This window comes from Arthrobacter sp. Ha26 (assembly GCF_059091705.1).
Window position 1 is genome coordinate 260,895 of sequence record NZ_JBNHGX010000004.1, and the last position, 17,465, is coordinate 278,359.

The following is a 17,465-nucleotide window of genomic DNA, read 5'->3' on the forward strand; positions in this document are numbered from 1 at the left end:
AAAAGAGACTTCCATGCAAACCATTCCGCATTACATCAACGGCACCCGCGTCACGGACGCAGAGCGCTTTGGTCCCGTCTTCAACCCCGCTACCGGAGAGCAGGAGAAGCAGGTGGCGCTGGCTTCCGCGGCCCGCGTCGAGGAAGCCATTGCCGCCGCCAGCGCCGCACTTCCGGCCTGGCGGGCAACGAGTCTGGCGAAGCGGACCAACATCTTCTTCCGCGTCCGCGAAATCCTCACCCAGCGCAAGCCCGAACTGGCAGCGATCCTCACCAGCGAGCACGGCAAGGTACTGTCCGACGCCGAAGGGGAAATCTCCCGCGGACTTGAGAACATCGAGTTCGCCACGGGGCTGTCCCACATGCTGAAGGGGGAGCGCTCCGAGCAGGTTTCCAGCGGCGTCGACGTCCACTCTGTCCGGCAGCCTGTAGGCGTTGTTGCCTGCATCACCCCGTTCAACTTCCCGGCCATGGTGCCGCTCTGGATGATCGGCAGCGCGCTGGCCTGCGGCAACACCGTGCTCCTGAAGCCCAGCGAAAAGGACCCGTCCTCCGCCGTGTTCATCGCGGAAGTCTTCGCGGAAGCAGGACTGCCCGCCGGCGTGCTGAACGTGGTCCAGGGCGACAAGGAGGCGGTGGACGTCCTGCTCGAACACCCGGACGTCAAGGCCGTCAGCTTCGTGGGGTCAACACCCATCGCGCAGTCGATCTACAAGCGCGCGGCGGACCACGGCAAGCGGGTCCAGGCCCTGGGCGGGGCCAAGAACCACATGGTGGTCCTGCCGGACGCGGACCTGGACATGGCCGCGGATGCCGCCATCTCGGCAGCCTACGGCTCGGCCGGTGAGCGCTGCATGGCGGTCAGCGTGCTCGTCGCCGTCGGCAATATCGCCGACGATCTTGTGACAGCGATCCAGAGCCGGATGGCCACCCTGGAGATCGGTCCGGGAACCGACCCGGCATCCCAGATGGGCCCGCTGATCACCGCCGAACACCGCGACAGGGTGGCCTCCTATGTGGCCGGCGCCGAAAACGAGGGCGCCACGGTGGTTGTTGACGGACGCTCACAGCAGTTCGATTCAAACGGGTTTTTCATCGGAGTCAGCCTGGTGGACCACGTCAAGCCGGGCATGAAAGTGTACGACGACGAAATCTTCGGCCCCGTCCTGTCCGTGGTCCGGGTTGATACGTACGGCGATGCAGTCCGGCTGGTCAACGACAACGAGTTCGGCAACGGCGTTGCCATCTTCACCCGCGACGGCGGCGCCGCCCGGCAGTTCGAGTTCGACGTCGAGGCAGGCATGGTGGGCGTCAACGTGCCCATTCCGGTACCGGTGGGCACCTTCTCCTTCGGCGGCTGGAAGAACTCCCTGTTCGGCGACACGCACATGTACGGCCCGGACAGCATCCGGTTCTACACCCGAGGCAAGGTGGTGACCACCAGGTGGCCGGACCCGGCGACGTCCGTCATCGACCTTGGCTTTCCGCAGGTGGACTGAGGCGGCTCAGCCGTTCATGATTTCGCTGCGGCGGGTCATGTAGTCCTCCATGGAGAGCTCGCCGTTGCTGTACTGCGCGTCCAGTTCCGCGAGCTTGCGTGCGCGGTAGCCCTGCGGAGCCGACGGCGGCGGGGGACTTGCTGGGGCAGTGGGCTGGTGCGGGGGTTCTTCGCCCTGGCCGGGCACCTGCTGCCCCGGCTGGCCGTACCCCTGCTGCCCCGGCTGCCCGTAACCCTGCTGTCCGTAGGGCGGGAACTGCTGGTCCATCGGCGGGACCGGCAGAACCGGCGGGAGGGGTTCGCCCGGGAGGGGCTGTGGCCGGTCAAGCCCGCGGAAGCCGCCGCCGAAGTAGTCCTGCTGGGTGAATCCGTCCCGGGGCTGCTTGCTCTGCGGCCCGTTCGATCCGGGGTACATCCCGCCGCCCGGAAACTGGTCCGGGTAGCGGCCCGAAAAGCTCTGCTCGTGGTTCCTGCGGGCAACGGACTTCCGGTACATCCGCATGGCCATCGGGATCAGGAACGACAAAATGATGATCCAGAAAAACAAATTGCTCACGGTGCCGTGCCTCTCATTGGTGTCCTTCCAGCTTAAGCCCGGGCTGCACGTGAACGGTGGGGAGTCCTACGAAGGCGCCGTACCGGTCCACGGCTTCCTGCAGGGCCGCTGCCAGCGGAGAGCCGGGAGCAGCACCAGGGGAGAGGCGGATATCGAGTTCACACCGGCCAGGAGCTAAGGTGTGCCGCCACGAGCCGGCCATCCGCCCGTCCAGCAGCACCACATGCATGGGCTCGCCCCGGAACGGGAAGACCGGGGCGGCGCCGCCCAGGTAATGCCGCGTGGCGGAATAACCCATCACGTACTCGTCGTAGCACTGGACCAGGTCGATGTGCGGCCGGGATTCCGGAGGACCTCCGAAGCCGGGGCCCCCTTCCACGGTGTGATGATTTCCCGCCCCGTAATAGAACACGACGCCGTCAATCACCGTTTCGGCCAAGGCTTCGGCATGTGCCTCCAGCGCGAGTTGCACGCCCTTCCGGACGTCCGTCATGGTCAGCCCGGACCAGTCGGCACAGTCCTTAACCGTGGCCGGGCCGCGGCTGGTGAAATATCGGAGGGCCAGTTCGGCCAACGCTTCAGCCCGGCCGGGTGCAGGCTCCCGTCCGACGGGGACCCGCTCGTCAAAAAGGGCATAGGTCTGCTTCAGGGCACCACCCGCAGTCCGCACCGGAGTTCCGCTCACCAGGACACTGCTGATTTCCGCGTGCATGATCAGGTAGGCAAGCTCCAGGCCCTTCGCAGCGAACCCCGCGTCGCGGAGCCTCGCTGCCAGGTCTTCCCGGGGAAGGTGGTTGCCGCCCGCTACGGCTGCGGCCAGGACCTCCGAGCTTCGGGCGGCGGCAGCTGCGTCGATGCCGGTGCGGCGGTACGTGGCGGCGTTGGCCTGTTCCAGCCGCGGCGCGGAGAGGGCCATGAGCCAGCGGAGGTCGTCGCGGTGGACAAAATGCCAGGTGGGCCGGAGGATGTGGGTCCGCAGGATGGTGCCATCGGCCACGGCCTGCTCGATATCCGCCGCTGTCACGGCAGGCCTAACAGTGGCCGCCACTCGCTGTGCCAGGCTCCACCTGGCATAGGCAAACTCCTGCGCCTGCACTGCCAACATGGTCCGCAATGCGGCTTCCGGGGACGCGGCGCCGGGCTCACGCAGCAGTTGGGAGCGCAGCCGAAGCCGCACCACCTCGTCCGCTTCCATGTCCACCCCTGAAGCTGTTCCCCTGTCCGTTCAGGCCGTCCAAGCCCCCATCAGGCCGGCCGGCCCACGTCAGACCGCCCTCCGCCAATCACTGGCGCTAGCGCCGGGCAGTCTCCGTGGTCCCGAGCGGACCCTCGCCCGAACCCAACGGAACGCCCGGGCCAAACACAGGCCCCGGCGTCGGCCGCTTGGGCATAATGCCATCGCCGGACGACTGGTGCCGCAGCCGGCGCAGCACCCACGGCACGAAGTACTCGCGGGCCCACACCAGGTCTCCGGTGCGTGCCTCGCGCCAGCTGCGCGGCGGCAGGGGCTTGGGCTGCAGGGGTTTGAGCGTGTGCTCAACGTTCAGCGAATCCAGGACCATTGCCGCGATGGTGTGATGGCCCAGCGGCGAGAAGTGCAGCCGGTCCTGGTCCCACATCTGCGGGTCGTTAAGCTGGCGCAGGGACCACATATCGGCGATGATCGCGTCATGCCGCGCCGCCACGGTCCGCAGGTTCTCGTTGTAGATGGCCACCTTGCTGCGGATCCTGCCCAGCACCGAGGATCCCGTGTCCGGGCCGTTGAAGAGAACCACGGTGGCGCCTTCCATGGTCAGGAGCTGGACCACGGAATCGAGTTTCCCGGCCAGCACATCGGGATCGCCTCCCGGGCGCAGCAGGTCGTTGCCGCCCGCGGAGAGGGTCACCAGGTCCGGCTTCAGCGCCAGACAGGGGCCAAGCTGCTGGTCCACGATCTCCTGCAGCAGCCTGCCACGTACTGCCAGGTTCGCATACGCGAAGTCGGGCTTGGTGCGGCTCAGTTCCTCGGCCACCCTGTCGGCCCAGCCGCGGTAGCCGCCGGGGCTTGAGGGTTCGGGGTCGCCGATGCCCTCGGTAAAGGAATCACCCATGGCCACGTACCGGGTCCAGGGGTGGGACCCGGTGGCGGCAGTGGGCGCCTGAATGCTGCTTACGTCAGTCACGGTCCTGTCCTGCCTTCGGGTTCGCGGGCTACGCGAACGTAGGTTGTTACCTTTGGGTAACTGTAACAATGGAAACCATGACTGAAGCCGAAGTATTTCCTGCCCCTGTTGTTCTGTGGTCCCATCCTGAAGACCAGCGCGACGGCAAGCCGCTGTTGGTCCTGCTGCACGGCTACGGTGCCAACGAACAGGACCTGCTCAGTCTGGTCGACCTGCTTCCCGGTGAGTTCGCGGTTGCCTCCGTCCGGGCTCCGATCGCCATGGGTCCGGGCTTCACCTGGTTCCCGCTCACAGGGTCCATCGACTACTCGCTGGACGGGGTCAAGGCCGCTTCATCCTTCGTGCTCGACTGGATCGACACCATCAAGGCCGGGCACCCTTCGGTGACCCTGCTCGGCTTTTCCATGGGCATGGCCATGGCCACCACGCTCCTGCGGCAGCGCCCCACAGACTTCGCAGCCGTCGTCGGACTGTCAGGTTTTGTGGTGGACGCGGGGGACGATCCCAGCTTCCGGGACGCCGAACTGGACGGCACCGTCCCCATGTTCTGGGGCCGCGACCAGCAGGACCCCGTGATCACCCCGGACAAGATCGAATACACCATGGGCTGGGTCCGCAAGCACGTCAAGCTCACCAAGGTGCTGTACACCGGCATGTGGCACGGGATCAACCAGCAGGAGATCGGGCATGTATCCGAGTTCCTCACGCACGAGGTGCTGAAGAAGTAGGAGTACGACGGCGGGCGGCGGCGCCCGGTCAGGGCGTATGCCGTCAGGCCTCCGGCGCCACCACTTTTACTGTCTGGTTATTCACGGTGACGGTATCGCCGTTGTGCAGCTGGCGGCCGCGGCGGTCATCGATCTCCCCGTTGACTTTCACGAGCCCGTTCTTGATCAGGTCCGCTGCCTCCACGCCGTCCTCCACAAGGTTGGCGAGCTTCAGGAGCTGGCCGAGGCGGATCATGCTGTCGCGGATGGGGACCTCTTCAACGTTGCTCATGAAGCAATAATGCCTGACGTAATGTGGATCCAATGACCTCCACCCACCGCCTGCCCCTGCTCGCAGGCCTGCCGCTGGCGGTGGGCTCGGGCCTTGCCATTCCAGTCCAAGGCCGTATCAACGGTGCGCTGGGAGCCCGGTTGGACGATGGCATCGCCGCGTCAGTGGTGAGTTTCAGCACAGGCCTCCTGCTGATGATCCTCATCTCGCTGGTCCTGCCGCGCGGCCGCGCCGGGCTCGCCAGCATCGTTCCCGCAGTCCGGAGCAGGGCCTTTCCGCGGGTCTACGTCCTCGCCGGCGGCATCGGTGCATTGTTCGTTTTCGCGCAGTCCTTCACGGTGGGCATCCTTGGGGTTGCCCTTTTCACCGTGGCCACCGTCACCGGCCAGACCGTCAGCGGGTTGCTGGTTGACCGCCTCGGGATAGGGCCGGCCGGCAAAAAGTCCGTCACCGGGATCCGGATCATCGGCTGCGTGCTCACCATCGCAGCTGTGGCCTGGGCCGTATCTCCGCGGTTTAGCGCAGGCGCCGCACCCGGCGCGGGTTCCGAGGCCGGCCCGTCAGCCCTGCTGCTTCCGCTCCTGCTGCCCGTGCTGGCAGGCTTCCTGATGAGCTTCCAGCAGGCCATGAACGGAACGGCCACGGTCCATTACGGCACTCCCATCGCAGCCACCCTGGTCAACTTCATTGCCGGATGCCTGGTGCTCTGGACTACGTATGGCATCAAACTGGCCGTTGCGGGGCCGGGCAACCCGCTGCCGGGGGAGTGGTGGTACTACGTGGGCGGTCCAATGGGCTGTGTGTTCATCGGCCTGGGCGCCCTGCTGGTCCGCAGCCTGGGCGTGCTGGTGACAGGCCTCGGCATGATCGCCGGCCAGCTGCTGGGCTCGCTGGCCCTGGATGTGTTCGTGCCCGCGCCGGGAACGGTGGTGGCGCCGGCCACAGTGCTTGGCACCATCCTCACCCTGGCCGCCATTGTCCTGGCAACCCTGCCCTGGCCGCGGGGAGCGTTCCGGAGGTAGGCACCGGTAGGCTAGGACACGCAGCTTTCACGCATCTTTCCTTCATCCGCCCCTCCCGGCAGCCAGCGGTACTTCCCGTTTGGCGCAACCGGGGCCTGAAAACCGCGGACCGCACCCAGCGGCCCTGTAGAAATTGGAGTTACCCCCATGGCAGCAAAATCCGTACTCGACCAGGTCATTTCCCTCTCCAAGCGGAGGGGCTTTGTGTTCCAGGCCGGTGAGATCTACGGAGGTTCGCGCTCTGCCTGGGATTACGGGCCCCTCGGCGCCGAACTGAAGGAAAACATCAAACGCCAGTGGTGGCAGTCCATGGTCCGCGGCCGCGAGGACGTGGTGGGCCTCGACTCCTCCGTCATCCTGCCCCGCCAGGTATGGGAAGCTTCCGGCCACGTGGAAGTCTTCTCCGACCCCCTGGTGGAGTGCCTCTCCTGCCACAAGCGCTATCGCGCGGACCACCTCGAGGAAGAATACGAGGAGAAGAAGGGCCGCCCAGCCGAGAACGGCCTGAAGGACATCGCCTGCGCCAACTGCGGCACCCGCGGCCAGTGGACTGAGCCGCAGGAATTCTCCGGGCTCCTGAAGACCTTCCTGGGCCCCGTGGCCAGCGAGGAAGGCCTGCACTACCTGCGCCCGGAAACAGCCCAGGGCATCTTTGTGAACTTCAACAACGTCCTCACCACCTCGCGCAAGAAGCCGCCGTTCGGCATCGGCCAGATCGGCAAGTCCTTCCGCAACGAGATCACGCCGGGCAACTTCATCTTCCGCACCCGTGAGTTCGAGCAGATGGAAATGGAGTTCTTCGTCGAGCCCGGCACGGATGAGGAATGGCACCAGTACTGGATGAACGAGCGCATGGCCTGGTACACCGGGCTGGGCATCCGCGAGGAAAACCTGCGCTTCTTCGAGCACCCGAAGGAGAAGCTGAGCCACTACTCCAAGGGCACCACGGACATCGAATACCGCTTTGGTTTCCAGGGCTCGGAGTGGGGCGAGCTGGAAGGCATCGCCAACCGCACCGACTTCGATCTGTCCACCCACGCCAAGGCCTCCGGCACGGACCTGAGCTACTTCAACCAGGCCACCAACGAGCGCTACACCCCGTACGTGATCGAGCCCGCTGCCGGCCTGACGCGTTCCTTTATGGCGTTCCTGGTGGACGCCTACACCGAGGATGAGGCGCCCAACGCCAAGGGCGGCGTCGATGTCCGCACCGTCCTGAAGCTGGATCCGCGCCTTGCCCCGGTCAAGGCCGCCGTCCTGCCGCTGAGCCGCAACGAGGACCTGTCCCCGAAGGCCAAGGACCTCGGCACGCAGCTGCGGAAGAACTGGAACATCGACTTCGACGACGCCGGCGCTATCGGCCGGCGCTACCGCCGCCAGGACGAAATCGGCACCCCGTTCTGCATCACAGTGGACTTCGACACCCTCGAGGACCAGGCCGTGACCATCCGTGAGCGGGACACCATGAGCCAGGAACGCGTCTCCCTGGACAAGGTGGAGGGCTACCTGGCCGCACGACTGATCGGCGCCTAGCGGTGGCAATCGAGTACCGCGAATGGCGGGAAGGGGACGACCTCGCCCTCCTGGAAATCTGGGGCGGCCCGGAGACCCACCAGGCCCGGCAGTTCCGCGGCGCCCTGGCGCTGTCTTCTGACGGGGGCAACACCCCGTGGCGGCGCTGCATCGTGGCCGAGGACGTGATGGACGGCGTCGGCATCCCTGTCGCAGCGGGCGTGGTGTACGAAGCGTCGCTGCACCCGGAACGGCTCTGGACGTACATCGAAGTGGCACGGGACCACCGGCGCTCCGGCATCGGCGCCACGCTGCTGACCATGCTGCGCCGCGAAGCCGAGCAGTCGCCGTCGGGCGTTTCGAAGCTCCGCGCCAAGGTGGAGCCGGGCACCCCCGGCGCCGCCTTCGCCGAACACTTCGGCCTGTCTCCGATCCAGCGTTCCCGGCTGGTGGTGGTGGAACCCGGCGCCCTGCGCCTTCCCGTGTTCCCTGTCAAGGACGACGACGGGCCGGCCAACGACGAAGACGCCGGCTCGGACGTGGTGATGGACCTCGCCACCGGCTCCGTGGAACTGACCGACGTTGTGGGCCGGTACTACACCTCGATCCACGGCTGGGATTCCCCGGGCGTGCTGTCCGTGGGGCAGGTGCAGAGGCTGTTCCTGGACGATCTCACGGGAGCCCATGGCGCCATCGTGCTGCGTGCCCGGCCCGAGTCCGCCTTCGGTGCCGGGGTGGCGCCGAGCAAAAAGGGCCGGATCCGCGCTTTTGCCGTCAGCTACGCTGCTCCGGCCGAGGGCCCGGACCATGGGCTGGCAAAGGACGCCGCCCCGGGGCAGGAGGCTGTCGGGCAGGAAGCGCCAACGGACGTGTTCGTCGGCCATGAGCCCGGGCTTGCTGCGGATGATGCTGCCGAGGCTGTCCGGGACATGCTCGCGCTGATCGCGTACCAGCACCCCGTCATGCTGGAACTGGACGATTCCATGGCGGCCCTGCGCGCCGCCGTCGAGCCCTTGCTGGACAGCGGCAAGGCCCGCCTTGCCGGCCCGGAAACCCTGGTGGTCTCGGACTAAGCCGCGGGCCCGCCAACGGGAGCTACCGGCGGCGGCCATTACGACGGCGGCCCCTCACTGCATCTTCCGCGTCCATGAGTTGCCGCTCGGCTTCTGTCGGGGCGCCGCCGCCGAGGTCTGCCGGCATCCACCAGGCTCCCGGGCGGGCAATCAGGGGAAAGTCGGCGATGCAGGCGTCGATTCCCGCCTGGAGCCGGGTGCGAAGTTCGGCAGTGGCGGCTTCGGCGTCAACGTTCGGCGGAACCTGCAGTGGCACACCAACATGGACCCGGACCGGCGCGCGCCAGGCGAGCGGCGGCGAAAAGCCGTGGCCCCTGGTGAGCAGCCGGTGGGCGCCCCAGACGGAGACTGGGATGACCGGTACGCCTGCTTCCGCAGCCATCCTGACGGCGCCCGTTTTACACTCCCGGACCTTGAAGCTCCTGCTCACACCGGCTTCCGGGAATATGGCCAGATACTCGCCGCTCTTCAGCTGGGCCACGGCCTCGTCGAGGGCTCCGGCACGTTCCGCATACCCCACCACCACGCTGTTGGTGGCACTGATCGCCGGGCCCGCGAGCCAGTGGTCCGCCGCGCCCTGGTGGATCATAAACCGCAGCTGGGCACGTGCATGCTTCCACAGGATGAGTTCCACCGGGGCGAAGTCCAGGTAGCCGAAGTGCGTCACGGCAAAAACGGCGCCGCTACCCGGAGTGACCCTGCGGGCAGCGGCGCCGTGGCGCGGTCCCGGCAGGGGCAGGTGCTCCAAACCGGTGGCATGGATTTTGACCTGGAAAGCCCACTGGAGGAACAGGCCAAGGCGGACCAGCAGCCGGTAGAAACGGTCACTCGGACGGGGGCGCCAGGCCATGGAGGTCCTTTCGTTCGTGACGCTGCCGCGGGCCCACCGTCCAGGCCGGGGCCGCGGGAAAGTCAGCCCGGGGGAAGCCGGCTACAGCGTCACCTGCACCGACGATTCCGGCAGCAGCTGCCCGAACCCGCGCGGCAGGGCTGCGTCCGCTCCTGCCGCTTCATTGAAAGCCTTCAGGACAAAACCCGTGGAGAGGGTGTGCCAGAGCCGGATTTTGCGGAGCATGAAGTGCCCCGCACCCTTCAGCGCCACGTATTGCATCGAGGTGGCACCTGCCGCAGCCCGCCGGGAAAACGCCAGCGACGCCGCCGGGCTGGTCCACCGGTCCACCGTGCCGTGGACAATCAGCACCTTCTTCCCTGCTACACCCGCGTCCGGTGTCCCCGGGCTAAGCCACGGCGCCAGGGCCACCACCGCTTGCACCTGTGGATGGTCCGCGGCGCAGACGGCGGTCAAGCCGCCCATCGAATGGCCCACCAGGAACACTGGGACGTCCGGGTGCCGGTTGCTGATCTGTTTCAAGGCCCAGCGGGCATCCTGCAGGGGTGTCATCTCGTCCCCGTTCCAACCACGCACGCTGTTCCGCAAGGACCAGACGGCAAGCCCGTGGTTCCGGCCGGCACGGTGGATGTGCCTGGCAAAGGGCACCATCCGCGCGGGGCTCAGGTGCCGGGCCTCCACCGGCTCGCGGCTGCGGGACTTCCCCCCGTGCAGCACCAGGGCAACGCCCAGGGTGGGACCTGACGCCGGCAGCACGCTCAGTGCGGCCTGGTGGACTATTGCGGCCGCTGCTCCGCCTGCATCGACACTGCCAGTTTCATCAGTACTGCGGTTGGCCATGCCCGGTTCCTCCCCGTTCTGCCGATCCATTTATCAACCCTACGGTGCCGGACGTAGAGTTCAACGTATGAGGTTCTACTGCTGATGGGGTCCGGCCACTCCCACGCTTCCACAGACCATTCGGAGCCGACACCACAGGCGATTGCTGCTCGACGGCGGGCAAACCGGATTCTTGCGGCGGTGCTGATCCCGCTGGCCCTCCTGACGCTGGCCGGCATGGTGATGCTGTGGCCTTCGGGAAGCAAAGAGGGCATTTCCCTGGCCAATCCGTATTCGGCCGCTCCGGGCGTGAGCTTCGATACAGGCACCATCCAGAGCGTGGCCATCGAGAACTGCATGCAAGGTGTCAGCCAGCAGGGCGCGGCCGCCCAAGGCCAAAACCAGCAAGGCCAAAACCAGCAGGGCCAAAACCAGCAGTCCCAGACCGGGCAGGGCCAGGGGTCGGACTGCACCTTTGCGTTCACTGAACCGGACAAGGGCGGAAGCCCGGTGAAGGTGGTCATCAACCCGGATGTCGCCAAGTCCCACGGGGTCAAGCCAGGCGACCAGATCCGCTACCTGAACCTCTCCAACGCACAGGGCGCCTCGGCGTCGCAGGGTTCGCCCGCCTACATCTTTGTGGACTTCGTCCGGACCCTCCCCATTGTCCTGCTCGCGCTGCTGTACGCGGCGGTGGTGATCGCCGTTGCCCGATGGCGCGGCCTCCGCGCGCTGATCGGACTCGTCGGCGCCTACTTCGTGCTGGCGAGCTTTATGCTGCCGGGGCTGGTGGAAGGGAAGCCTCCGCTGCTGCTGGCCCTGGTGGGATCCACCGTGATCATGATCGGGGTCCTGTACTTCGCGCACGGTTTCTCCGCCAGGACCTCCACCGCGCTCCTGGGCACCATCTTCGGCCTGGCGATCACTGCGCTCCTGGCGGCGTGGGCCACTGACGCCGCCAACCTTGCCGGGGTGGGAAACCACGACGCCAGCACCCTGATGAATACCTCGGCAAACATCTCCATTTCCGGCGTGATCCTGTGCGGGCTCATCATTTCCGGGCTGGGCGTCCTCAACGATGTGACCATCACACAGTCCTCGGCCGTCTGGGAGCTCTATGAACTCGCGCCGCAGAGCAGTGCGCGGAAGCTGTTCACCTCGGCCATGCGGATTGGCCGCGACCACATCGCGTCCACCGTCTACACCATCGCGTTCGCCTACGCCGGTGCCGCGCTGCCCATCCTCATCATCGTGATGCTCTACGACCGGCCGCTCGCGGACACCCTCACCAGCGCCGAACTTTCGGAAGAAGTCATCCGCACTCTGGTTGGTTCCATCGGCCTGGTCCTGGCGATCCCGGTCACCACGCTGATCGCGGTGCTGGTTGTTAAGGCCACGGGTTCAGCGCCGGTGGAGCTGCAGGGATCCGGTGCGCGGGAAACAGACAGCGGGGACCGCCGGGAGGCAAGGGAACGGGTTGCCGCCCGCGAGCCGGCGCAACCCGCCGTCGATCCGGACGATGTGATCGACACGGGCACGCTCGCCGCCGCGGCGTACCAGACCCGGCGCGGCCGCAGGGCCGCGGAGCGGGACTGACAGGTCAAAGCCGCCCCGCCCGGGTGCCCGCCGCTCATCGCGGACCCGTGGCCTGGACGGGCACTTCAGCGGCCGGCAGCCCGATTTGCGCCACTTTGCAACAATGGACAGGTGACTGTTGCAGCAACCCATCCCGCCCCCAAGCTGGAACTCCCGCCCCTGAAGCTGGGTCCCATCACCGTGGACACCCCGGTGATCCTGGCTCCGATGGCCGGCATCACCAACTCCGCTTTCCGCCGTTTGTGCCGGGAGTACGGCGGCGGCATGTACGTGGCGGAGATGGTCACCTCCCGCGCCCTGGTGGAACGCACCCCTGAATCCCTGCGCATCATCTCCCACGACGACGACGAAAAAGTCCGGTCCGTCCAGTTGTACGGCGTTGACCCCAGCACAGTCGGGGCCGCCGTGCGCATGCTGGTCGAGGAAGACCGCGCGGACCACATCGACCTGAACTTCGGCTGCCCGGTGCCCAAGGTGACCCGGCGGGGCGGCGGCTCGGCCCTGCCCTGGAAGATCGACCTCTTTACCTCCATCGTGCAGACCGCCGTCAAGGAAGCGTCCAAAGGCAACGTTCCGCTGACCATCAAGATGCGCAAGGGCATCGATGACGACCACCTGACGTACCTCGACGCCGGCCGCATCGCCCGCGATGCCGGAGTGGCCGCCGTCGCCCTTCACGGCAGGACCGCCGCGCAGTTCTACTCCGGCCAGGCCGACTGGTCCGCCATCGCCCGCCTGCGCGAGGCACTGCCGGACATCCCGGTGCTGGGCAACGGTGACATCTGGTCCGCCGAGGACGCCGTTCGGATGGTCCGCGAAACCGGCGTGGACGGCGTGGTGGTGGGTCGCGGCTGCCAGGGCCGGCCCTGGCTGTTCGGCGATCTGCAGGCTGCATTCGAAGGCAGCGACACCCGCTTCCGGCCCAACCTGCGCCAGGTGGCCGAGGGTGTCTACCGGCACGCGGAACTGATGGTGGAGACCTTCGGAGACGAGGGTAAGGCGCTGCGCGAGATCCGCAAGCACATTGCCTGGTACTTCAAGGGCTATGTGGTGGGCGGCGAGCTTCGGACGCGCCTGGCGCTGGTGACCAGCCTCAAGGTCCTGCGCGAGACCCTGGCAGAGCTTGACCTTGACTCGCCGTACCCGGGCGTGGACGCAGAGGGTCCGCGCGGGCGGGCAGGCTCGCCCAAAAGGCCGGCGCTGCCCAAGGACTGGCTGGACTCCCGGGCCCTGAATGCTGCACAGTCCGCGGACATCTCTGCCGCTGAACTGGACGTTTCAGGTGGCTGAGACCCGGACCTCCGCGCCGGTGCTGCCCGGCTACGACAACCACGATTCCGCCCGCTGGGTGGAGGAACCGCCCAAGAGTGTCTACCGCTCCGACTTCGAGCGGGACCGGGCCCGCGTGCTCCATTCGTCCGCACTGCGCAGGCTGGGCGCCAAGACCCAGGTGGTGGCACCGGACACCGACGACTTCGTCCGGACCCGGCTCACGCACAGCCTCGAGGTGGCCCAGGTGGGCCGTGAACTGGGCCGCGCCTTGGGCTGCGACCCCGACGTTGTGGACACCGCGTGCCTGAGCCACGACCTCGGCCACCCGCCGTTCGGGCACAACGGCGAGTCGGCGCTGAATGAGGTGGCACACGCCATCGGCGGTTTCGAAGGCAACGCCCAGACCCTGCGCCTCCTGACCCGGCTGGAACCCAAGGTCCTGGGGCCAGACGGCGCGCCCGCGGGCCTCAACCTCACCAGGGCCAGCCTCGACGCTGCTGCCAAATACCCGTGGTCCGCGCTGGAGGCCCCGGTGATCCACGGCCAGCGGACCAGCAAGTTCGGCGCTTACGAGGACGATCTGCCCATCTTCACCTGGCTCCGCGAAGGTGCCCCTGAACGCCGGTCCTGCCTGGAGGCCCAGGTCATGGACCTGGCCGACGACATTTCCTATTCCGTGCACGACGTGGAGGACGCGATCGTTGCCGGCCATTTCCAGCTCCGCTGGATGGACAACCCGGACCACCGCGCCCGCGTGGTGGGTTACGCCAAGCAGTGGTACCTGCCGCACAACGATCCCGCCGCCATCGACGCCGCCCTGGCCCGGCTCGAAGCCACGGACGTGTGGGTACGGGAAGCCGACGGCAGCCGTAAATCCATGGCCGCCCTGAAGAACATGACCAGCCAGCTGATCGGCCGGTTCTGCCAGAGCGCACTGGAGACAACCCGGGCGGTGTACGGGCCGGAGAACCTGACCCGGTACAACGCCCAGCTCATGGTTCCGGATGAGACGGTGATGGAGATCGCCGTCATGAAGGGCCTGGCCACCACCTTCGTGATGACCACCGAGCACCGCCAGCCCATCTATGAGCGGCAGCGCGAGGTGCTGCACGCCCTGGTCACGGCCCTGAGCGCCACCGGCGACCGCCACCTTGAGCCGATGTTCGCCGCGGACTGGCGTGACGCGCCCGACGACGGTGCGCGCCTTCGCGTGGTCATCGACCAGGTGGCGTCACTCACCGACGGCTCCGCCCTGGCCATGTACGAACGGCTGGTAGGGAGCCTCCCGTCGCTGTGGTGAGCGGCGCCACAGGGTTCCAGCCGCCGTCGTACCCCGGGGCTAGGATTGCTCTGTGGCTGGGCTGATCAAACGTGAAGATATCGACGAAGTACGCCAGCGCACGGACATCAAGGAAGTAGTCGACGGCTACGTCACCCTCAAGGGCGCCGGGCTGGGGACGTTCAAGGGACTGTGCCCCTTCCACGACGAGCGTTCGCCGTCCTTTACCGTCCGCCCGCAGGTGGGCCGCTACCACTGCTTCGGCTGCGGGGAGGACGGCGACGTCATTGCCTTTGTGCAGAAACAGGACCACAGTTCGTTCCAGGAAGCCGTGGAGAAGCTGGCCGCCAGGATCGGCTATGAGCTCCGGTATGAGGACGGCGGTACGGGCCCCAACCGGGAAGAAGTGGGGCGCCGGCAGCGGCTGCTGGACGCCCACAAAATCGCCGACGAATTCTTCCAGGCGCAGCTTCTGACCAGCGGAGCCGCGGAGGCGCGCACGTTCCTGCACGGCCGCGGGTTCGATCGTGCCGCCGCCGAACAGTTCGGCGTCGGCTACGCCCCGCAGGGCTGGGATGCGCTGCTCAAGCACCTCCGCGGCCGGGGTTTCACGGACGCCGAGCTGAAGCTGACGGGGATGTTTTCCGAGGGAAACCGGGGTATTTACGATCGTTTCCGCGGCCGCCTGATCTGGCCCATCCGGGACATCGCGGGGGACACCATCGGCTTCGGCGCCCGGAAGCTTTACGAGGACGACCAAGGCCCCAAGTACCTCAACACCCCCGAGACCACGCTGTACAAGAAATCCCAGGTGCTCTACGGGATCGACCTCGCCAAGCGCAATATCGCCAAGGACCGGCAGCTGGTGGTGGTGGAGGGCTACACCGACGTAATGGCCTGCCACCTGGCAGGAATTCCGACGGCGGTGGCCACGTGCGGAACCGCGTTCGGCACCGAGCACATCAAGATAGCCCGCAGGCTGCTCTCCGACGACGGCACCGGGGGAGAGGTTATCTTCACCTTCGACGGCGATGCCGCAGGCCAAAAGGCCGCCTTGCGCGCCTTCGAGGAGGACCAGCGGTTCACCGCGCAGACCTACGTGGCGGTGGAACCGACCGGAGCAGACCCCTGCGACCTGCGCCAGAGCAGGGGCGACCAAGCAGTGCACGCCTTGGTGCAGTCCCGCAGGCCCCTCTTTGAGTTCGCCATCCGCACCACGCTGAAGCAGTTCAACCTGGACACCGTGGAAGGCCGCGTACAGGGCCTGAAAGCCTCCGTGCCCGTTGTCGCCGCCATTCGCGACGCATCAACCCGCACCGGCTATTGCCAGGCCCTGACCGGGTGGCTGGGCATGCCGGACCCCAACGAAGTGCTGCGCCTGGTCAATGCTGAAGTGAAGAACGGTGTGAAGCGGGGCGATCAGGCTGGGCCGGCCGCCTCATTTCCGGGGACTCCCTCCCGCCCCGCCCAACCGGGCGGACCCGGCATAGCGGTTGGGCCGCCGTCGGGCGCTGTTCCCAGCTTCCACCGGCCGGACCCGCGGGACCCGGTGGCCTCCATGGAACGCCAGGCGCTCGAAGTTGCCCTGCAGGAGCCCGCGCTGCTGGCCGGCGGGGTCTGGGACAGCTTCGCCGCTGCCCGGTTCGCCACCCCGGCCTTCCAGGCTGTGCACGACGCCATGCGTGCCACCGGCCCGGCCCTCACCGCGGACCCGGTGCGCTGGGTGGAGCACGTGATGCACGAGGTTCCGGAGCCGCTGCGGCCGCTGGTGTCGGAGCTGGCCGTGGTGCCGCTGCCTGCCAGCACCGAGGAGGCGGTCCGGAAGTATTGCCGGGACATCCTGTCGCGGCTGTTCGAGTTGCAGATCACCCGGGTCAAGGCCGACAAGATGGGCCAGCTGCAGCGGTTGGACCCTGCGGCGGATCCGGAGACCTACCAGCGGCTTAACCGCGAGCTCATGATGCTCGAAATGGAACGCCGCGCCCTGCGCGCGGAGGCATAAGACGGCCTCCGCTGGCTGTGCCCGTCCCTCGATTTCGCTTCCAGCCCGGGTGTTTGCTAGGCTAATACCCGCTTCATTCCTCCTTAGCTCAATTGGCAGAGCATTCGACTGTTAATCGAAGGGTTGCTGGTTCAAGTCCAGCAGGAGGAGCGCACAATCCCCGTTCCGGGCCACCGGAACGGGGATTTTTTATGCCCGAAAACTGCCGTCTCGCCCGTAAATCCGCCGATTTCACTTTGGCGCGGAACCTTTGCTAATGTCATACCTGCTTCATTCCTCCTTAGCTCAATTGGCAGAGCATTCGACTGTTAATCGAAGGGTTGCTGGTTCAAGTCCAGCAGGAGGAGCCCTACAAAAAATCCCCGTTCCCTCCCTAGGAAGGAGCGGGGATTTTTCTTTCAGACGAAGTCCATTTCCACCTGCAGGAAACGCTCCGCCTCCGCGATGGCGGCCAGGAACGCCTCCTTTTCGGTGGGCGACTTCCGCGGCTGGCGCGGGTTCCACTCATGCGGTGCGGAATGGACACGGACAAATCCTGTAGCCGGCGGCGCATAGAAGATACCAAACCGCTGCACGGGCCACTCGGGCGAGGTTTCAGGGGCCACCAGGAGCGCTGCCTTGAAGGCGGGGTTGTACCACTGCGCGATGGGCCGGCGGCGGTCCTCGGTGAACAGCCCGGCCGCGTAGAGTGCCGCCGACTGCTCGCCGCTCTGGGCACACAAGCGTTCCCACCACAGTGGCAGGATCCGGGTATCGCACCGTTGCCACGCGGCCGGGAGCTGCGGTTGATCCTGCCAGCTGGGCACAAACAACATTTTATCGCGGG

16 protein-coding genes and 2 tRNA genes are annotated in these 17,465 nt (G+C 66.8%); 11 read left to right on the forward strand and 7 right to left on the reverse strand.

What is annotated here, in order from left to right; all coding sequences use genetic code 11:
* Window positions 1-13: 13 nt before the first annotated feature.
* Entirely contained in the window at window positions 14-1,498 is a 1,485-nt protein-coding gene (locus AC5RVY_RS11875; protein WP_493954910.1) for a CoA-acylating methylmalonate-semialdehyde dehydrogenase, read from the forward strand.
* A gap of 6 nt (window positions 1,499-1,504) precedes the next feature.
* Here AC5RVY_RS11875 and AC5RVY_RS11880 read toward each other — a convergent pair whose 3' ends face one another.
* The 3 genes from AC5RVY_RS11880 to AC5RVY_RS11890 all read right to left on the reverse strand — a co-directional run bounded on the left by AC5RVY_RS11880 (window position 1,505) and on the right by AC5RVY_RS11890 (window position 4,215).
* Complete coding sequence (locus AC5RVY_RS11880) at window positions 1,505-2,053, reverse strand: hypothetical protein (protein WP_493954911.1); 549 nt, start codon at window positions 2,051-2,053, stop codon at window positions 1,505-1,507.
* A 13-nt stretch (window positions 2,054-2,066) separates the two neighbouring features.
* Window positions 2,067-3,248: a winged helix DNA-binding domain-containing protein gene (locus tag AC5RVY_RS11885; RefSeq protein ID WP_493954912.1), complete on the reverse strand. Its 1,182-nt coding sequence runs from the start codon at window positions 3,246-3,248 to the stop codon at window positions 2,067-2,069.
* A 97-nt stretch (window positions 3,249-3,345) separates the two neighbouring features.
* Window positions 3,346-4,215, reverse strand: coding sequence for an SGNH/GDSL hydrolase family protein (locus tag AC5RVY_RS11890; RefSeq protein ID WP_493954913.1), 870 nt, complete (start codon window positions 4,213-4,215; stop codon window positions 3,346-3,348).
* 77 nt (window positions 4,216-4,292) lie between these two features.
* On the opposite strand from AC5RVY_RS11890, the gene AC5RVY_RS11895 reads away from it, so the two are divergent.
* Window positions 4,293-4,943: an alpha/beta hydrolase gene (locus AC5RVY_RS11895; protein ID WP_493954914.1), complete on the forward strand. Its 651-nt coding sequence runs from the start codon at window positions 4,293-4,295 to the stop codon at window positions 4,941-4,943.
* A gap of 43 nt (window positions 4,944-4,986) precedes the next feature.
* Here AC5RVY_RS11895 and AC5RVY_RS11900 read toward each other — a convergent pair whose 3' ends face one another.
* Window positions 4,987-5,214, reverse strand: a complete 228-nt coding sequence (locus AC5RVY_RS11900; RefSeq protein ID WP_142060251.1) for an RNA-binding S4 domain-containing protein — start codon at window positions 5,212-5,214, stop codon at window positions 4,987-4,989.
* 32 nt (window positions 5,215-5,246) lie between these two features.
* Between AC5RVY_RS11900 and AC5RVY_RS11905 the strand changes: the two genes are divergently transcribed.
* The 3 genes from AC5RVY_RS11905 (at window position 5,247) to AC5RVY_RS11915 (ending at window position 8,821) form a co-directional block, all read left to right on the forward strand.
* Complete coding sequence (locus AC5RVY_RS11905) at window positions 5,247-6,236, forward strand: DMT family transporter (RefSeq protein WP_493954915.1); 990 nt, start codon at window positions 5,247-5,249, stop codon at window positions 6,234-6,236.
* Window positions 6,237-6,383: 147 nt separating this feature from the next.
* Entirely contained in the window at window positions 6,384-7,769 is a 1,386-nt protein-coding gene (locus AC5RVY_RS11910; RefSeq protein ID WP_493954916.1) for a glycine--tRNA ligase, read from the forward strand.
* Between the two features lie 2 nt (window positions 7,770-7,771).
* Window positions 7,772-8,821: a GNAT family N-acetyltransferase gene (locus AC5RVY_RS11915; RefSeq protein ID WP_493954917.1), complete on the forward strand. Its 1,050-nt coding sequence runs from the start codon at window positions 7,772-7,774 to the stop codon at window positions 8,819-8,821.
* A gap of 22 nt (window positions 8,822-8,843) precedes the next feature.
* Here the strand turns inward: AC5RVY_RS11915 and AC5RVY_RS11920 are convergent, their stop codons facing one another.
* Entirely contained in the window at window positions 8,844-9,671 is an 828-nt protein-coding gene (locus AC5RVY_RS11920) for a lysophospholipid acyltransferase family protein (protein WP_493954918.1), read from the reverse strand.
* Window positions 9,672-9,752: 81 nt separating this feature from the next.
* Entirely contained in the window at window positions 9,753-10,511 is a 759-nt protein-coding gene (locus AC5RVY_RS11925; RefSeq protein WP_493955056.1) for an alpha/beta hydrolase, read from the reverse strand.
* Window positions 10,512-10,691: 180 nt separating this feature from the next.
* Here AC5RVY_RS11925 and AC5RVY_RS11930 point away from each other — a divergent pair, with 180 nt between their 5' ends.
* The 6 genes from AC5RVY_RS11930 to AC5RVY_RS11955 all read left to right on the forward strand — a co-directional run bounded on the left by AC5RVY_RS11930 (window position 10,692) and on the right by AC5RVY_RS11955 (window position 16,986).
* Window positions 10,692-12,086, forward strand: coding sequence for a YibE/F family protein (locus tag AC5RVY_RS11930; RefSeq protein ID WP_493954919.1), 1,395 nt, complete (start codon window positions 10,692-10,694; stop codon window positions 12,084-12,086).
* 111 nt (window positions 12,087-12,197) lie between these two features.
* Entirely contained in the window at window positions 12,198-13,376 is a 1,179-nt protein-coding gene (dusB, locus tag AC5RVY_RS11935; protein WP_493954920.1) for a tRNA dihydrouridine synthase DusB, read from the forward strand.
* The gene (locus tag AC5RVY_RS11940) at window positions 13,369-14,658 is read left to right on the forward strand and encodes a deoxyguanosinetriphosphate triphosphohydrolase (protein ID WP_493954921.1); all 1,290 of its coding nucleotides are present in this window, start codon (window positions 13,369-13,371) and stop codon (window positions 14,656-14,658) included. The genes dusB and AC5RVY_RS11940 overlap by 8 nt, the downstream gene beginning before the upstream one ends.
* Window positions 14,659-14,710: 52 nt before the next feature.
* On the forward strand, window positions 14,711-16,639 hold the full coding sequence (dnaG, locus tag AC5RVY_RS11945; protein WP_493954922.1) for a DNA primase: 1,929 nt from the start codon (window positions 14,711-14,713) through the stop codon (window positions 16,637-16,639).
* A gap of 77 nt (window positions 16,640-16,716) precedes the next feature.
* Window positions 16,717-16,789: transfer RNA gene (locus tag AC5RVY_RS11950), tRNA-Asn, on the forward strand.
* A 124-nt stretch (window positions 16,790-16,913) separates the two neighbouring features.
* Window positions 16,914-16,986 (forward strand) — tRNA-Asn (locus AC5RVY_RS11955).
* A 51-nt stretch (window positions 16,987-17,037) separates the two neighbouring features.
* Here AC5RVY_RS11955 and AC5RVY_RS11960 read toward each other — a convergent pair.
* Window positions 17,038-17,445, reverse strand: a complete 408-nt coding sequence (locus AC5RVY_RS11960; protein ID WP_493954923.1) for a hypothetical protein — start codon at window positions 17,443-17,445, stop codon at window positions 17,038-17,040.
* Window positions 17,446-17,465: the final 20 nt, after the last annotated feature.

Bases quoted from the DNA above. Each gene is read 5' to 3' on its own strand.
- AC5RVY_RS11905 (WP_493954915.1), top strand. From the start codon at position 5,247: ATGACCTCCACCCACCGCCTGCCCCTGCTCGCAGGCCTGCCGCTGGCG.
- AC5RVY_RS11885 (WP_493954912.1), bottom strand. From the start codon at position 3,248: ATGGAAGCGGACGAGGTGGTGCGGCTTCGGCTGCGCTCCCAACTGCTG.
- AC5RVY_RS11925 (WP_493955056.1), bottom strand. From the start codon at position 10,511: ATGGCCAACCGCAGTACTGATGAAACTGGCAGTGTCGATGCAGGCGGA.
- AC5RVY_RS11900 (WP_142060251.1), bottom strand. From the start codon at position 5,214: ATGAGCAACGTTGAAGAGGTCCCCATCCGCGACAGCATGATCCGCCTC.
- AC5RVY_RS11920 (WP_493954918.1), bottom strand. From the start codon at position 9,671: ATGGCCTGGCGCCCCCGTCCGAGTGACCGTTTCTACCGGCTGCTGGTC.
- AC5RVY_RS11895 (WP_493954914.1), top strand. From the start codon at position 4,293: ATGACTGAAGCCGAAGTATTTCCTGCCCCTGTTGTTCTGTGGTCCCAT.
- AC5RVY_RS11875 (WP_493954910.1), top strand. From the start codon at position 14: ATGCAAACCATTCCGCATTACATCAACGGCACCCGCGTCACGGACGCA.
- AC5RVY_RS11910 (WP_493954916.1), top strand. From the start codon at position 6,384: ATGGCAGCAAAATCCGTACTCGACCAGGTCATTTCCCTCTCCAAGCGG.